Origin of the sequence: Dyadobacter sp. CY356 (genome assembly GCF_021440195.1) — a bacterium.
Taxonomy (GTDB): domain Bacteria; phylum Bacteroidota; class Bacteroidia; order Cytophagales; family Spirosomataceae; genus Dyadobacter.
In genome coordinates, this window is the sequence record NZ_JAJTSZ010000001.1 from 1 (window position 1) to 15,029 (window position 15,029).

The 15,029-nt window shown below is 40.3% G+C and carries 14 protein-coding genes; 3 read left to right on the top strand and 11 right to left on the bottom strand.

Going from position 1 to position 15,029, the window contains the following annotated elements; all coding sequences use genetic code 11:
* Nucleotides 1-265: 265 nt before the first annotated feature.
* The 4 genes from LXL81_RS00005 to LXL81_RS00020 are packed head-to-tail and all read right to left on the bottom strand — an operon-like array spanning nt 266 to nt 4,437.
* Nucleotides 266-2,605: an FdhF/YdeP family oxidoreductase gene (locus LXL81_RS00005; RefSeq protein ID WP_234644650.1), complete on the bottom strand. Its 2,340-nt coding sequence runs from the start codon at nt 2,603-2,605 to the stop codon at nt 266-268.
* A gap of 3 nt (nt 2,606-2,608) precedes the next feature.
* Entirely contained in the window at nt 2,609-2,977 is a 369-nt protein-coding gene (locus LXL81_RS00010; RefSeq protein WP_234644651.1) for a DUF7009 family protein, read from the bottom strand.
* 13 nt (nt 2,978-2,990) lie between these two features.
* Nucleotides 2,991-3,821 (bottom strand): formate dehydrogenase accessory sulfurtransferase FdhD, encoded by an 831-nt coding sequence (fdhD, locus tag LXL81_RS00015; protein WP_234644652.1) that lies wholly within the window; start codon nt 3,819-3,821, stop codon nt 2,991-2,993.
* 13 nt (nt 3,822-3,834) lie between these two features.
* Nucleotides 3,835-4,437 carry a molybdenum cofactor guanylyltransferase gene (locus LXL81_RS00020; protein WP_234644653.1) on the bottom strand — a complete coding sequence of 201 codons (603 nt, stop codon included), beginning with the start codon at nt 4,435-4,437 and terminating at the stop codon, nt 3,835-3,837.
* 198 nt (nt 4,438-4,635) lie between these two features.
* On the opposite strand from LXL81_RS00020, the gene LXL81_RS00025 reads away from it, so the two are divergent.
* Both LXL81_RS00025 and mnmA read left to right on the top strand, forming a co-directional pair.
* Nucleotides 4,636-5,679 (top strand): hypothetical protein, encoded by a 1,044-nt coding sequence (locus LXL81_RS00025; protein WP_234644654.1) that lies wholly within the window; start codon nt 4,636-4,638, stop codon nt 5,677-5,679.
* A gap of 249 nt (nt 5,680-5,928) precedes the next feature.
* Nucleotides 5,929-7,047, top strand: a complete 1,119-nt coding sequence (gene mnmA / locus LXL81_RS00030) for a tRNA 2-thiouridine(34) synthase MnmA (protein ID WP_234644655.1) — start codon at nt 5,929-5,931, stop codon at nt 7,045-7,047.
* A 77-nt stretch (nt 7,048-7,124) separates the two neighbouring features.
* On the opposite strand, the gene LXL81_RS00035 is transcribed toward mnmA, so the two are convergent.
* The 6 genes from LXL81_RS00035 to LXL81_RS00060 form a co-directional block, all read right to left on the bottom strand.
* Nucleotides 7,125-8,201 (bottom strand): hypothetical protein, encoded by a 1,077-nt coding sequence (locus LXL81_RS00035; protein ID WP_234644656.1) that lies wholly within the window; start codon nt 8,199-8,201, stop codon nt 7,125-7,127.
* Between the two features lie 137 nt (nt 8,202-8,338).
* Nucleotides 8,339-9,121 carry a 23S rRNA (guanosine(2251)-2'-O)-methyltransferase RlmB gene (gene rlmB / locus LXL81_RS00040; protein WP_234644657.1) on the bottom strand — a complete coding sequence of 261 codons (783 nt, stop codon included), beginning with the start codon at nt 9,119-9,121 and terminating at the stop codon, nt 8,339-8,341.
* Complete coding sequence (locus LXL81_RS00045) at nt 9,097-10,383, bottom strand: GWxTD domain-containing protein (protein ID WP_234644658.1); 1,287 nt, start codon at nt 10,381-10,383, stop codon at nt 9,097-9,099. The genes rlmB and LXL81_RS00045 overlap by 25 nt, the downstream gene beginning before the upstream one ends.
* Nucleotides 10,384-10,455: 72 nt before the next feature.
* Nucleotides 10,456-11,346: an SDR family oxidoreductase gene (locus LXL81_RS00050; protein WP_234644659.1), complete on the bottom strand. Its 891-nt coding sequence runs from the start codon at nt 11,344-11,346 to the stop codon at nt 10,456-10,458.
* Nucleotides 11,347-11,405: 59 nt separating this feature from the next.
* A complete protein-coding gene (locus LXL81_RS00055; RefSeq protein ID WP_234644660.1) occupies nt 11,406-12,215 on the bottom strand; it encodes a crotonase/enoyl-CoA hydratase family protein in 810 nt (269 codons plus the stop codon).
* A gap of 258 nt (nt 12,216-12,473) precedes the next feature.
* Complete coding sequence (locus LXL81_RS00060) at nt 12,474-13,394, bottom strand: aspartate carbamoyltransferase catalytic subunit (RefSeq protein WP_234644661.1); 921 nt, start codon at nt 13,392-13,394, stop codon at nt 12,474-12,476.
* A gap of 308 nt (nt 13,395-13,702) precedes the next feature.
* On the opposite strand from LXL81_RS00060, the gene LXL81_RS00065 reads away from it, so the two are divergent.
* The gene (locus LXL81_RS00065) at nt 13,703-14,149 is read left to right on the top strand and encodes a transcription elongation factor (protein WP_234644662.1); all 447 of its coding nucleotides are present in this window, start codon (nt 13,703-13,705) and stop codon (nt 14,147-14,149) included.
* A 95-nt stretch (nt 14,150-14,244) separates the two neighbouring features.
* Here the strand turns inward: LXL81_RS00065 and LXL81_RS00070 are convergent, their stop codons facing one another.
* Entirely contained in the window at nt 14,245-14,961 is a 717-nt protein-coding gene (locus LXL81_RS00070; protein ID WP_234644663.1) for a YebC/PmpR family DNA-binding transcriptional regulator, read from the bottom strand.
* Nucleotides 14,962-15,029: the final 68 nt, after the last annotated feature.

The window sequence follows — 15,029 nt, forward strand, 5'->3', positions numbered from 1 at the left end:
CTCATGGTCTTAGAATAAGTTTGCCTTTTCTCGTCCTATACTGGCTTATCACCTTTCTGGTGAATCCTTAGGTGCTGTTGTGACTCTTAGCATTGGGTGGTGGGGAATACCTTGGGTGCTACATATCCTGCTGGATTGTTTAGGCTTCAATCTCCTCTCACCACTCAATACCAAGTTCTGAACTTAATCTTTATTAACCATGATTTTCTAAGACAAACATACGAGGCTTTAGCCTTGGGGTGAGCGAGCTATGATATTTCCGGCTTTAGCCATTAGTCGCTGCCAGTTCATGCACCGCTTCCCTATGCTTTTTCACTTTTAGTATCACCTGTTTAGAGGTAGGCGTATTACTTTTGTCCGCTACACTGCTTACCGGAACCAGCACATTTGTTTCAGGAAAGTAGGTAGCCGAGCAACCTTCCGGAATTGGATATTTGACAACGATAAACTTATTGGCAACACGCTCAATACCATCATGATTATTGATAAGATCTACAATATCTCCATCTTTCAAACCACGTGAAGTGATGTCATTTTCATTCATAAAAATTACCCGGCGTTCATTATAAATTCCCCGGTAACGGTCATTTAAACCGTAAATCGTTGTGTTAAACTGATCGTGGCTTCGAATGGTCATCATCATCAGATCATCTTTTTCCATCGGCAAAGTGGTAACCGGGGCAATATTGAAATGTGCTTTTTTTGTTGGCGTATCAAACGTCCCTTCCCGATTACAGTTTGGCAAATAAAAACCTCCGGGCATTCTTACGCGCTCATTATATTTTTCAAATCCCGGAATTGTTTTTTCAATCGCATCCCGAATGGTATCATAATGTTTTTCAAACGCATCCCAGTTAACAGTACTTTCCTCGCCAAACATTGCCTTTGCAAGACGGCAAACAATAACCGGCTCGCTCAGTAAATCATCAGAAATTGGCTTTAAAATACCTTTTGAAGACTGAATTACGCCCATTGAATTTTCGCAGGAAATAAATTGTCTTTCGCCATTTGTAGAATCAATATCACTTCTTCCCAAACATGGCAGGATAATCGCCTCTCCTCCATGAACCAGATGGCTGCGGTTTAATTTGGTAGAAACATGGACGGTAAGGCTGCATTGCCTCAGTGCTTCGGCCGTGTAATTTGTGTCAGGTGTGGCAGAAATAAAATTTCCACCCATGCCAAAAAAGATTTTGGCTTTGCCATCGTGCAGGGCTTTGATACTATTCACGACATCCAGCCCATGTTCTTTTGGTGGTACAAAGCCGAAATTCTCCTCAATCTTTTGCAGCAAGTCATCCGAAGGTTTTTCGAAAATTCCCATTGTCCGGTCTCCCTGCACATTACTATGCCCCCGAACCGGGCAAGTTCCCGCCCCTGGTTTTCCAATACTTCCTTTCAGCAAAAGCAGGTTTACAACTTCCTTAATGGTATCCACAGCATTTTTGTGCTGTGTTAAACCCATCGCCCAACAGACTATTATTTTTGACTTATGTTTTAAAATCTGGACAGCTTCCTTTATCTGGGCAAGCGGGATTCCGCATGTTTTTATCAGTTCATCAAGATTCTGCTCTTTGATATGCTGTTTAAAATCTGCAACACCAATGGTATTTTTTTCGATAAATTCCAGGTCTAAAACCGAGCCGGGATTTTTTTCATCTTCCTCAATCAACAACATTTGAATCGCCTTTAACAGAGCCATATCGCCATTTATTTTGATATGGAGAAAAAGATCTGTTAACGCAGTGTCAATATCCAGCACACCTTTCACGGTTTGCGGATTACTAAAACCCATCAAACCAGTTTCCGGAAGTGGGTTTGCTGAGATAATCTTCGCCCCGTTTTGTTTTCCTTTCTGCAAAGCAGAAAGCATTCTCGGATGATTCGTTCCCGGATTCTGTCCCAGAATAATAATCACCTCAGCTTCATAAAGGTCAGATAATTTTACCGATCCCTTTCCTATTCCTAACGATTCTCCCAAGGCAACACCGCTGCTCTCATGACACATATTACTGCAATCGGGCAGGTTATTGGTACCATATTCCCGTACAAAAAGCTGGTATAAAAATGCAGCTTCATTGCTTGTACGGCCAGATGTATAGAAAATGGCTTCATCCGGAGAAGCCAACTTTTTCAAAGATCCGGCAATTTTAACAAAAGCATTATCCCAAGAAATTGGTTGGTAATGCGTTGCACCTTTTGCCAAAAACATAGGTTGTGCGACGCGGCCTTTACTTCCAATTTCATAATCAGACAATTTGGCCAGATCTGAAACCGAATTTTCGGCAAAAAATGATGGTGTTAGTTTTTTCTGTGTTGCTTCTTCGGCTACGGCACGTGCACCATTTTCACAATATTCAGCGACAGGGGAGCGCTCATCGTCAGGATCGGGCCAGGCGCAACTCGGACAATCGAAACCTCCTTTTTTATTCAGACTCCATAATGCTTTCATTCCTCTGCTGAAACCAGCTTCGCCAACCACTTTTTCCATGCTGGAAACTACGGCCGGAACGCCAGCTGCGATGGTTTTTATCTTGCCACGTTTCAATCCCGTAAATTCTTCCGGATTTTCAGCACCGGGTGTTGGCGATTTCTTTTTGTCCATGGTTCAGCAGGTCTTATTAGGGTTTTCAAAGTTGTCCGATTGGTCTTCAGTTACGTTATCCAGGCATTTAAAATCTTTTTCCAACAAAAGATACAAACTTTCATTTTCACCTATCGGCATATTTGCTTCAAAGCCAACAACATTATTTCCGGGCCAATCAGACAGAAAAGTCTCCGGAACGAACATTGTAATTTTATCATTATCGTATGTAGCGGTAATTGTTTTGGCGCCACGTTCTTTTTGCAGGCAGTATCCAAAAGCGTTTTTACCAAAAAATGTTTTTTCTTCAATATATCCGATGGCAGCAAGTTTGTCAACTTCTGATTTCGACAAACGTATCCGGATAGAATTACCCTGAATTCTTATTTTCATAATTTTAATAAGATCAGAGCATTATTCTCTGACTTCCTGAATAAATATTAAATCTTTCTCTTCCTAAAAAACCGATCAGCGTAATGCCAAAATCTTCGGCCAGTTGTAATGCCAGACTTGAAGGTGCGCCAATAGCAGCTACAATTTTGATTCCTGCCATACTTGCTTTCTGGATCAGCTCAAAACTGGCTCTTCCGCTCAATAGCAAAATTGTATTTGTTAAAGGCAATTGTTCCGATAAAAAAGATGCGCCGATCACTTTGTCCAGTGCATTATGTCTTCCGACATCCTCGCGAAGTAATACGAAGCTGCCTTCCAGGTCAAAAAGTGCAGAAGCGTGTAAGCCACCCGTGTTTTGGAATACCTCCTGTTGATTTCTTAATGTTTCCTGCAAAGTATAAAATAACCCGCCAGACACTGAAATATCATCGTTTTCCCCCCGATAAGAAGATACCGTTTTGATAGCATCAATACTGGATTTGCCACACACACCGCAGCTGGAAGTTGTATAAAAATTCCGTTCTGATGTCTGAAGCTTTGGCGTTACGTTTTCGGCCAATGTTACGGTAACTTTATTATCATCAAATAAATCAGATTTAATATTAGTTACCTGATTTCTATCTTTAATAATGCCTTCGGTAAATAAAAAACCAACAGCCAGCTCTTCATCATTTCCCGGCGTCCGCATGGTAACGGAAATACTTTTTTTTGTCTGCTCTCCATCCAGGTCGTAGTTTATCCGGATTTCCAGAGGTTCTTCCACCGCCAGCTGATCTTCGGCATCAACAATACCATTTATAGAAACCTTTTTTATATTGATGTGTTTGACCGAATCTTTAAGCATGAAAAAGGTTGACTTAAATTTGAATTTTACGGATAATCGAGTCCTTTGCAATTTTGCAATCTTCGGGCGTATCCACACTTACCAGGTTTTTAGGACGTGCCGAGTGATATTTTCCAGCTTCATTTTCTTTTAAAAACTGCTGTAATGAAAATTCATTATTTCCATACATACGCTGAATTTCGTTTTTGGATTTATGAGAATACCAGCCAAGTAAAGGTTCGTAAATTTCCTGTTCCGGATTGTAAAAAGCCGAAGCCATTTCATCCGGTTTTACAGACTTCACAAATTCTTTCAAATCCTTAGTCGTGATGTATGGATAATCGCATCCAACGACCAGAAAATCGTGGTTGGGATAATAATTGAAGGCAGTCAGCAAACCAGCCATGGGCCCGATGTTTTCATATTGAGGCAGGTCTGGAAGTGATTTGTATTTTTCTGTAATACTCTCTTTCTGAGCATTATTGCAGCAAATAAAAACTTTATCGCATATCCATTCCAGCATTTCGTAAACGTAGTAACGCTGCGGTTTTCCATAATAGTCGATCAGACTTTTGTCAGTGCCCATGCGCTTGCTTTGCCCGCCGCAGATGACAAGTCCATACAATTCCTTTTTCATTTTATATGAATTAAACAGGAGTGAATCCAGGTTGTGCGTTTTTTAGTCAATATAACGGTACAAATTGGTATATGTGATTTGCTTGCCGGCATATCTTTCAATTTAAAACTTAACTTTATCGTTTTATAAGTAATCATGCCAATAAGATTCTGATTTCCAGATATTTTTAGAAGAATTAAATTATTATTAAATATTGATATGGAAAGCAGTGATGTTAAAATTTCCAGAAAAAAGCCAATTTATCCGGTAAGTACCGAGTTGAGAAAATATCTTCGTTCTTATCAAAGAGAAGCACGGCTTCCGGTTGGTTACAACGATTTGCTTAATTTTTACGAATCATTTCCTGTTATCGATAAAAACGGCAAAGACACACTTTGGCAAAGTCCGCTTTATCCGCCACACGATATTGATCGTCTTCATAACGGTTTGAAACGAGCCTATGCGATGTTGAAAGCTTCCGGAAATCTTCGCATTGTTGAACATAAGTATATTGATAAAATCGAATACTGTACTTTCGGGAATTCCAATCCTTTTCGGATCAAGATAGTTAACCGGCTGAATGATATCTACGATTATTTCTATGTAAAAAAGGCGGACGCCTCCCGGATTTACGGTCTGGAACTGGAAGAAATTTTTTCTCCGAATCAGGTTAATTATCTGGTGGACGGAAATTCGCTTATTGAAGAGCATATTGCGGGAATTCCGGGTGATGTGTTTTTAAAAACCCGCCTGGAACATACCGATTATAACCCGAAAAGAATAGCAAAGGAATTTGTCAAATTCAATGAAAGATGCATGATTACGCTTTTAGGGGATATGCGCGCATACAATTTTGTCATGCAGATAACACCTGATTTTGACGATTATCAGTTCCGTTTACGGGCAATCGATTTTGATCAGCAGTTTTATGAGGGCAATATGAAGGTATATATGCCTCAATATTTCAAAGAAAATCTGCCTTACGTTAAGCTGGCAATGGAACATTTGACTGACAAAACAGTTTTGCAATATCAGCAGGAAGAGCAATCTTCCATCGTGCACCAGGTGAGGAGTGAGCGTCACAGGCTCGCTGCTTTACGTGATGTCTCTAAAAAAGATAATATTTCAACTCCTGAAAAAATACTGGAACTACGCGCCGGACTGGCACAATTCCACAACAATCCGGATTACTACCGTTGCCTGACAATGACCGATATTATTGAACTGAATGTAAAAAACGTAATCAGACAAGTACGATTATAATTGTTAAGGGTTAATTGTTAATGATGGCTTGTTTCATATTTTGTGTTCCTAAACGCCTTATAGGTTTTATTATTCGATGTAGCACAAGTATTAGCTTCTGGCGACTCCAAATCAAACGCATTAACAATTAACCATTAATACTTAACCATTATTCCTCTATCTTTGCGGAACCAATCAGATATTTTTCTCTGTTTGAATTTTTCAAACTAATCAAAATCGGAAGGCGTTCAACCTTCGCAGATTCCCGCAATGAGTAAACACGGACGAATTTTAGTCGCGATGAGCGGCGGTATTGACAGCTCTCTGGCAGCGGTCATGTTACACGAACAAGGTTATGAGGTCATTGGAATGACCATGAAAACCTGGGACTATGCCAGTAGCGGCGGTTCCAAAAAAGAAACAGGTTGCTGCTCCCTCGATTCTATCAATGACGCAAGAAGTATTGCCGTCGAATTAGGATTTCCACATTATATATTAGATATCCGGGCTGAATTTGGCGATTATGTGATCGACCACTTTACTGGCGAATATCTGGAAGGGCGTACGCCGAATCCCTGCGTATTGTGTAATACGCACATTAAATGGGACGCACTTTTAAAACGTGCCGATCGTCTGGACTGCGAATTCATTGCGACGGGTCATTATGCCAATATGCAGTTTAATGATGGTCGCCATTATGTTTCCAAAGGAATTGATAGCTGGAAAGACCAGAGTTATGTCCTTTGGGGCGTTTCTCAGGAAAGTTTAAGCAGGACAAAACTTCCGCTTGGTTATTTGCACAAAAGTGAAATTCGTGAAATGGCGCGTGAAAGAGGTTTTATTGATCTGGTCAATAAAGCGGAAAGCTATGAAATCTGTTTCGTGCCGGATAATGATTACCGTGGATTTTTGAAACGCAGAATTCCGGGTTTGGAGGCAGAAGTAGCAGGAGGGAATTTTGTGTATGAAGATGGAACAGTTGTAGGAAAACATGAAGGTTATCCATTTTATACCGTTGGTCAGCGCAAAGGGTTAGGTATTGCTCTGGGCAGACCTGTTTTTGTGACTGAAGTCAGAAAAGATACGAATGAAGTTGTTCTGGGAGATTTACCCGATCTGTTCCGTGATGGAATGTATGTGAGTAAATTGAACTGGCAAAAATATGATGGCATTACTAAACCATTGGAAACCGTAACAAAAGTACGTTACAAACATGACGGAACGCCTGCGCTATTGATTCCTGATGAACCGGGAAAAATTAAAGTACATTTCCACGACGGCGTAAATGGTATCGCACCGGGACAAGCTGCTGTTTTTTATGAAGGTGATGATGTAGTGGGTGGTGGCTGGATTATGAAGAACTTCCGCCAGGATAAGGAATTGTTTTAGCAAAAAAAGTTCGCTAAAAGGTCAGAAGAGGTCGGGTGTTTAGCCTGACCTCTACTGACCTTTCAATAAGTATGATATTAAAGAACCTGAATTGCCCACTTTTCGGATGTGGAGGATTCTGTTTCTTTTGTGATCACATATATCTGATCTCCTTTTGAATTTACAAAAACGAAATAAGGCTCAATAACTGATAGTGGATTTCCTGCAAATTTTTTAACTGAGATTTTCTTCTGATAAGATAGATTAGTTGCATCGTAGATCCATACGTAGGGCATATTCGGTCTGTCCGACCAATACAAAGTATCAGTAGAAATAGCATATAATTTGTTGGAAACGACAGAATGATCCAGCGAAAAAATCTTTTTATTTTGATCGTATGAGTTTTTGATCGTATCAAGCCCAACGGTTCCATTGTAGGTCATGTCTATATTTTTTTCTTCTGAAAGTCTTAATGTGGTCTGGCCTTTAACAAAAACTCTTTTGCCATCTTCGCTAAACCATAAATCACCAGCAATCGGATAATCTCCATGGTATGGTGAATCATAGAGCCAGGTTGCTTTACCACCCTGAATATCATATTTGTCAATATCACTTGGAGAAAGGCCGTTATTAGTTACATAAATAAATTTTCCCGAAGGATGAAGTTTTGCTTTTGAACCGGCATACATGGAAGAGCCGGTACTTAAACTTTCATTCCCATTGGAGAGATTAATACAGTGAATATTTTGCCATTGATCTCTTTTTGGAAAAACGTATGCCCAATTGTTATTTCCTAAAACAATGTCAAATGCTTCACAGGTAACGTCGTATGTATTAATTATTGCTTTCTTATTTAAATCAATATGTGTAACATGTGCGTCATGGCCAACGATAACACTGTTTGCGTCCATTGCGATAGAAACGCTCATTGGAATGAAAGCAAGTGGAATAACTTCCGTTTTGTTTTGGCTGGTGTAAAATACATTAAGCTGATTTGGATTTGTGGAAACATAAACGAGAATATCTTTCTTTTTAGAATACTCTGCGTCGGTTATGGTTGTTGTTCTGGGTAATAGAATTTCACCTTCCGGTAATACGTCTTTTTTCTTTTTACAGGCACTTAAAGAAGCTGCTAATACTCCCAGATAAAGGAATACTGATATAGGTAATTTCATAAATTGATAGAGAATTGTCCGGTTTATTTGGGATTACTGGTACAAATATCTAAAATAAAATAATAATTATAGTCGATCGGTTACAAAAAAAGCCAGCCTTGAGCAAGACTGGCTTTTTTTGTAATAAGTTGATTTTCCTACAAAACCTTCCCAACAACACGTTGTCTCACAGCTTCATAAAGGATTACAGAGCTAGCCACAGAAACATTTAGAGATTCAACTTGTCCATTCAATGGGATTTTCGCACCGCTGTCGGCCAGAAGCAAAAACTCTTTTGAAATCCCATCTTCTTCTGACCCCATGATAATTACCGTTGGGATTGAGAAATCGATATCGTAAAGTGATTTGTCCGTTTTTTCAGTACTTGCTATGATTTGCAATCCGCTGTTACGCAGATACAATAATGTTTCGTAAAGATTTGGTTCGCGGCAAACTGGCAGGAAATTTAAAGCTCCTGACGATGTTTTCATTGCATCAGCATTGATCTGTGCACCACCTTTTGTAGGTACGATCAAGGCCTGCACACCTGCACATTCAGCCGTACGCGCAATAGCTCCGAAATTCCGGACATCTGTTACGCGGTCTAATAATAATAAAAGAGGCGTTTTTCCTTCTTCGTATACCTGCGTCAGTACATTATGCAAAGGCATATACTGGATCGGCGACACAAATGCGATTACACCCTGATGGTTTTTTCTGGTAACTCTGTTCAGTTTTTCTACCGGAACGCGCTGATAAGGAATTCCAAGCTCCTTGGCTGTCTTTTCAATTTCATTAAGACCTAACTCTCTCTGAATAAATAAACGTTCGATCTCTTTGCCGGAACGAAGTGTTTCAAGTACAGATTGTGTACCAAAAACCATGTCGGCTTGTGACGGACGAGGGGCGGGCTTTCTTAGCGTATAGTTCCGTTTCTCCATGCTTCTACTATAGGGTACCAGATCGGCTGATATTCGGCATAGCGAACAAGCTCGTAATGGTCGCCTACAAATTGATTTGTTCTGCGATTAAAAGTAAAATTAACATTTTGTGCGTTGGCACGCTGATCATACGTCCATACTTCCCGGTCTTTGCTTCTCTGCACTTTATCCGGTGGGCCAAGGACAATAAAGATCATTCCTTTATCTGTTTTCCAACCCTCTTTATAGCTGGTAAACAATTGATTAGCTTCTTCGACGCGACTATAAAACGACCGGATCGATTGCTGCGCCAAAGGTGCATTTCCATTCATCAGGGTCAGCCAGTATTTGTCGAGAGCTTTTTTAAATTCCTCTGCTTTTTTGATTTCCGCAATTTCTGTGTTGGTGCTCATGTAAACCAGCGGTTCCAGCAGCAATTCAGGTTTGGTAAGTTTTGGAAATCTTTCATTCACAACCAGTAGTCCCAGTCCTTCTGACTGTGTAGTATCAGCGAAAATATTATATAAACCTTCCTTGTCGAAATGAATGGTTTCGTTGGTATTAATAGTAAAAGTACTATCAATAGTCAGGGATTTTGAAACAGTTTTTGCACTAGTATTCATTGGCGAACCTGCTGGTTCAAAACTATGTGCATAATAGAACACGTGAAGCGTTCCCGGTTCCTGTGTAAGTCTTTTTACTGTAAACGGATTGCCTGCATTGATATAATGACGTTGCAATGGCTCAACACTTGCCTGCGTATAAATGCCATATAACTCGCTTGCTGATTGTTTTTTAAAATGAATCGTCAGATCGTTCAGTACCTTTTTCAAAGTTCCGGTCTGGCTGATTTCACTCAGCAATACACCCGTTTCTTTGTTTGGACTTTTTATATCAAAAGCTACAACAATCTTGTCGCCGACTTTGGACACATTGCTCGAATCCAGCTTTACGTTTCCGTAACCTAATCTGTCACGCGTTCCGTAATCAGAATAAATGACATAATTTAAATTATAGAGGCGGATGAAATCGGCCTTTTGCATCGGAGCTTTTCCTTTCAAGGCGTCAACATATAGGAATACGCGAACCTGTGTGGTATCCTTTAATAAATATTTGCTTTGAATGGCAAGCAGGGACAACTCTTCAGGTGCCGAAATTGTTTCCGGATTTGACATACGGACCTGAGCTTCAGGGATTTTTTTCACCGTTTTTTCGGAGGAGGCACATCCCGCAAAAAATAACGCTGACAGCAGAAAAAGGCCGATTCTAAAAGTTGTTTTCATATACCAGATATCTTCATTTGTCAAATAACGAACGAAGCAGCAAATTTACCCAATAAAAACGGAAGAAAATTATTATTCTGCTTTCTTACTGTTCCGATTGGCATTTTTTATTTGATCTTCGATGGCATCCCATTGGTCGTCACTGACTTCTTTCAGGAAATTGAACTGACCGGCAGACAACACTTCGCCACCGTCAAGCGTAATCACTTCACCAGTAATATAGGCAGAAAAATCGGAAATAAGGTATGCTGCCAGGTTTGCTAATTCCTGGTGATCGCCGACGCGCTGTAACGGAATCCGGTTTTCAAATGAGAATTTTTTCGCAAGTTCTTCCGGAAATAACCGGTCCCAGGCTCCTTTCGTAGGAAATGGACCCGGCGCGATTGCATTCAGGCGAATACCGTGATCAGCCCATTCGAAAGCCAGCGATTTGGTCATTGCCAGTACACCGGCTTTCGCCATCGCCGAAGGCACAACCCAACCTGAACCGGTCCAGGCATACGTCGTTGAAATATTCAGTACTGTTCCTTTAATTTTATTTTCAATCCAGTATTTACCAAGTGCCAGCGTGAAATAATACGTCCCACGTAATACAATATCGACAACGGTGTCCACTGCTTTATAAGATAATCTTTCAGTTGGGCTGATAAAATTACCTGCTGAATTATTAACCAATCCATCTACCTGACCAAATTTTTCAATGGATCGGGCAATGACATTTTCAATTTCATCTGTTTTCCTGACATCACAAGCGACAGCTAAAACCTTTCCGCCGACATGTTCTTCAAGTTCTTTTGCTGTATTTTCAAGTACTTCCAAACGCCTGCTGCATATCACAATATTAGCACCCAGTTTTAAAAAATAAGTCGCCATGGATTTCCCTAACCCGGTTCCTCCGCCAGTCACGATTATCGTTTTGTTTTCAAGTGCTCCGTCGCGGAGCATTCCTTCTTTGTAGCTCATTTTTTTAGTTGAAAGTGGAAAGTTCAAAGTTTAATGAGTGAGCGGATTGATCAATTTTCTTAATTTTTAAAATCCGGAAGGCGTTTTTCTGTTTTGGCTTTGAACACTTCCTTAAAATCTTCCGAGATCAGCATAGCGGCGTTCCATGTTGCCATGTATTGCAAGCCATCTGTCACAGAATGGTCCCGGCTGTGATTCAAAATATGTTTCGTTCCACGAATGGAAACCGGAGATTTTGATGCAATCGTGTCAGCAATTTCGGTTACGCTGCTGAAAAGCATATCAACCGTTTCATAACATTTATTGACCAGCCCAATCCTTTCTGCTTCCGCGCCAAAAACTTCTCTTCCCGTAAATGCCATTTCTCTTGCAAAACCTTCGGGAATTAATTTCGGTAGTCGCTGTAACGTTCCCAAATCTGCCACCATACCCATATCAATTTCTTTGATGGTAAAAAATGCGTCCTGAGTCGCGTAACGCATATCACACGCACAGATTATATCCACACCTGCGCCAATACATCCGCCCTTGATCGCCGCAATGACGGGTTTGCTGCAAAGCTCAATAGCAGTAACTGACGACTGTAATTCAAGAATTAGTTTTCGGATTTTTTCACTTTGCCTTGCGTCAATGCTGTCTTCGGATTTTAACAGATCTGCCAGTAATGAAACATCAATTCCGGAGCAGAAATGTTTTCCCGAACCGCTCAAAACAATTACTCTAACTTCCTTATTTTCATCAAGTTCTTCAAAAATCGATTTAAGCTCTTTCCAGGCTGCTGCATTAAGCGCATTTGCCTTTTCCGGCCGGTTTAATTTAACCAGTGCAACATGATTGTCAATGGAAAAGGATATGGTTTCGTAAATCATTTTAGGTTATTAATGAAAAATAGTAAAGTGTAAATTGATGATGAATTGCAATTTGTTATGCATGCATACTATCACAAAGATATTCTTAAAACTCAATAATTTGCGTTATTGAAAGAAAAAATATTTGGCAACTAAGGAGTTGAAGGGAAGCATTTTTATCGCTTTGATTAAAAAAGCGAACGGTACAGAAACAGAAGTTTTGAGATCGAATTTTGTCTTAAAATTCGAATAGTAAAATATTTCAGGAGGTGGAAACTTTTATTGTTGAGCCAGCAAATACAAAGCCGCCATTCTTACTGCCACTCCATTTTCAACCTGATTCAAAATAATCGAATGTTCTGAATCCGCCGCATCCGATGATAATTCCACACCACGGTTAATTGGGCCAGGGTGCATCAAAATGATCTTTTTGTCAAGTTCGTCAAGCATTGCTTTGTTGATACCAAAATAAAGAGAATATTCTCTCAGAGACGGAAAATATTTGATCTGTTGTCTTTCAAGCTGAATACGCAATACGTTGGCAACGTCACACCATTGAAGTGCTTCTTTTACATTATGACCAATTTTCACACCCAAATCAGCCAGGAATTTTGGTATCAGGGTAGACGGTCCGCAAACCATAACTTCTGCACCTAATTTTTGAAGACAGAAAATGTTTGAAAGCGCAACGCGTGAATGTAAAATGTCACCAATAATCGCAATTTTCTTACCGGCAAGATCGCCCAATTGTTCACGCATTGAAAAGGCATCCAGCAAAGCCTGGGTCGGATGTTCGTGTGTTCCGTCACCGGCATTGATCACATTGGCAGGAATGCGGCTTGATAAATATTGCGGAGCTCCCGGACTGCTATGGCGCATCACGATCATATCCACTTTCATGGCCAGAATGTTGTTTACCGTATCCAGTAACGTTTCCCCTTTTTTTACCGAACTTCCGGAAGCTGAAAAATTTACAACATCAGCAGAAAGTCTCTTTTCTGCAAGTTCAAAAGAAAGCCTGGTTCTGGTTGAATTTTCGAAGAAAACGTTGGCAATGGTGATATCCCGGAGTGAAGGTACTTTCTTGATCGGACGGTTGATTACTTCCTTGAATTGAGTTGCAGTATCCAGAATTGTGTGAATATCATTCTCGTTCAGGTTTTTAATGCCAAGTAGGTGCCGAACTGAAAGTTTTGTCATTGCGTCTGTTTGGGAAAGTTTTGCAAAGATAATAAGGAAGAGCGCAAACAGAAACGGAAGAACAGGAAAACTTCAAATCACGCAGATCGTTAATTTTGCTTTGGTCTGGTTATCAGTTAGGATTTTCAAAATTTGGACTAAAATTTTTTCTGATTTGTTATGAAATGGCTTATGTTCCTGGTCGTACTATTTATTATTTCAATCAAAAAATTGGATTGAAATTTAGAGGGCCGTGACAGTGAAATCGTAATCTTCTTACTAAATTGTTTAATTATGCAGAAAATTGAAATACCCTGCAAAACACCAATATGAATAAGAAAGAATTAACAGAATATATGAAAGGCCTTCTGGATGCGCGTATGCAGGTGGCCTGGGAGGCGATGGAAGCGGCACAGGATTCTGCAAATGATCAAAGTAAAAGTTCGGCAGGAGATAAATACGAAACAGCTCGTTCCATGGGACAGCTCGACCGCAATATGCATGCGCGTCAGTATGAACAGGTGAGGCAGGAACGTGTTGTTTTGGAAAGAATAGGAGAATCGGAATCGTTGGCGAGAGGAGCGGTAGGGGCTCTCTTAGAGACAACTGCCGGATGGTTTTTTATTTCCGTCAGTTTAGGTGTTGTCAAATTTGAAGATCAAACAGTACTTGCAATTTCTTCGTCATCACCGGTAGGACTGTCACTGTTAGGAAAAGAAGTCGGTGGACAGTTTCAGTTTTTGAATAAACCGCATAAAATCACGGCGATATATTAAAAAGGTAATCGGCTTTCGGCGATCGGCTGTCAGTTTATGGACATGAATTAATTCTTCTCGATAACTGAAAGCCGATTGCCGAAAGCCGACAGCCTTTACGCCATATTATGATAAACGCGTTGCACGTCGTCGTCGTCTTCGATTTTTTCAATCAGTTTTTCAACATCTGCAATTTCTTCCTCACTTAACGATTTGGTATCACTTGGGATACGTTCAAAATCAGCTTCCACGATTTCAAAACCGTTATCTTCCAGGTAATGTTGCAGGTTACCGAAAGAAGAAAATTCACCGTAAATGTTGATCTGATTAGTCTCTTCGTCAAGGAAAACTTCTTCACCGCCAACGTCGATGAGTTCAAATTCCAATTCCTCCATATCACGTTTGCCATCATTTTTAACCTTAAAAATACATTTTCGGTCAAAAATGAAATCAAGCATACCCATGGTTCCAAGGCTGCCACCCAGTTTATTAAAATAGCTGCGAACATTTGCTACCGTGCGGACAGGATTGTCAGTAGTGCTTTCAACCAGAATCGCTACGCCATGAGGACCATATCCCTCATAAACGATTTCTTTGTAATCCTCCTGATCTTTCGATGTCGCCCGTTTTATTGCACGCTCAACGGTTTCCTTTGGCATGTTGGCAGCTCTTGCATTTTGAAGCAAAACTCTCAGACGTGCGTTGGTGGCCGGGTCAGCTGTTCCGCTTTTTACAGCCAGAACAATGTCTTTTCCAATTCGGGTAAATGTTTTTGCCATTTTATCCCAACGCTTAAACATCCGCGCTTTTCTATATTCATAGGCTCTTCCCATGCGTATTGTACTTAGGTTTTAATAGATTTTTGACTGATATGAAATTTTACTACTTCAAAAATGGTAAG

Excerpts from the sequence above, each read along its gene's own strand:
- LXL81_RS00005 (WP_234644650.1), bottom strand. The coding sequence starts at position 2,605 with ATGGACAAAAAGAAATCGCCAACACCCGGTGCTGAAAATCCGGAAGAA.
- LXL81_RS00010 (WP_234644651.1), bottom strand. The coding sequence starts at position 2,977 with ATGAAAATAAGAATTCAGGGTAATTCTATCCGGATACGTTTGTCGAAA.
- fdhD (WP_234644652.1), bottom strand. The coding sequence starts at position 3,821 with ATGCTTAAAGATTCGGTCAAACACATCAATATAAAAAAGGTTTCTATA.
- LXL81_RS00020 (WP_234644653.1), bottom strand. The coding sequence starts at position 4,437 with ATGAAAAAGGAATTGTATGGACTTGTCATCTGCGGCGGGCAAAGCAAG.
- LXL81_RS00025 (WP_234644654.1), top strand. The coding sequence starts at position 4,636 with ATGGAAAGCAGTGATGTTAAAATTTCCAGAAAAAAGCCAATTTATCCG.
- mnmA (WP_234644655.1), top strand. The coding sequence starts at position 5,929 with ATGAGTAAACACGGACGAATTTTAGTCGCGATGAGCGGCGGTATTGAC.
- LXL81_RS00035 (WP_234644656.1), bottom strand. The coding sequence starts at position 8,201 with ATGAAATTACCTATATCAGTATTCCTTTATCTGGGAGTATTAGCAGCT.
- rlmB (WP_234644657.1), bottom strand. The coding sequence starts at position 9,121 with ATGGAGAAACGGAACTATACGCTAAGAAAGCCCGCCCCTCGTCCGTCA.
- LXL81_RS00045 (WP_234644658.1), bottom strand. The coding sequence starts at position 10,383 with ATGAAAACAACTTTTAGAATCGGCCTTTTTCTGCTGTCAGCGTTATTT.
- LXL81_RS00050 (WP_234644659.1), bottom strand. The coding sequence starts at position 11,346 with ATGAGCTACAAAGAAGGAATGCTCCGCGACGGAGCACTTGAAAACAAA.
- LXL81_RS00055 (WP_234644660.1), bottom strand. The coding sequence starts at position 12,215 with ATGATTTACGAAACCATATCCTTTTCCATTGACAATCATGTTGCACTG.
- LXL81_RS00060 (WP_234644661.1), bottom strand. The coding sequence starts at position 13,394 with ATGACAAAACTTTCAGTTCGGCACCTACTTGGCATTAAAAACCTGAAC.
- LXL81_RS00065 (WP_234644662.1), top strand. The coding sequence starts at position 13,703 with ATGAATAAGAAAGAATTAACAGAATATATGAAAGGCCTTCTGGATGCG.
- LXL81_RS00070 (WP_234644663.1), bottom strand. The coding sequence starts at position 14,961 with ATGGGAAGAGCCTATGAATATAGAAAAGCGCGGATGTTTAAGCGTTGG.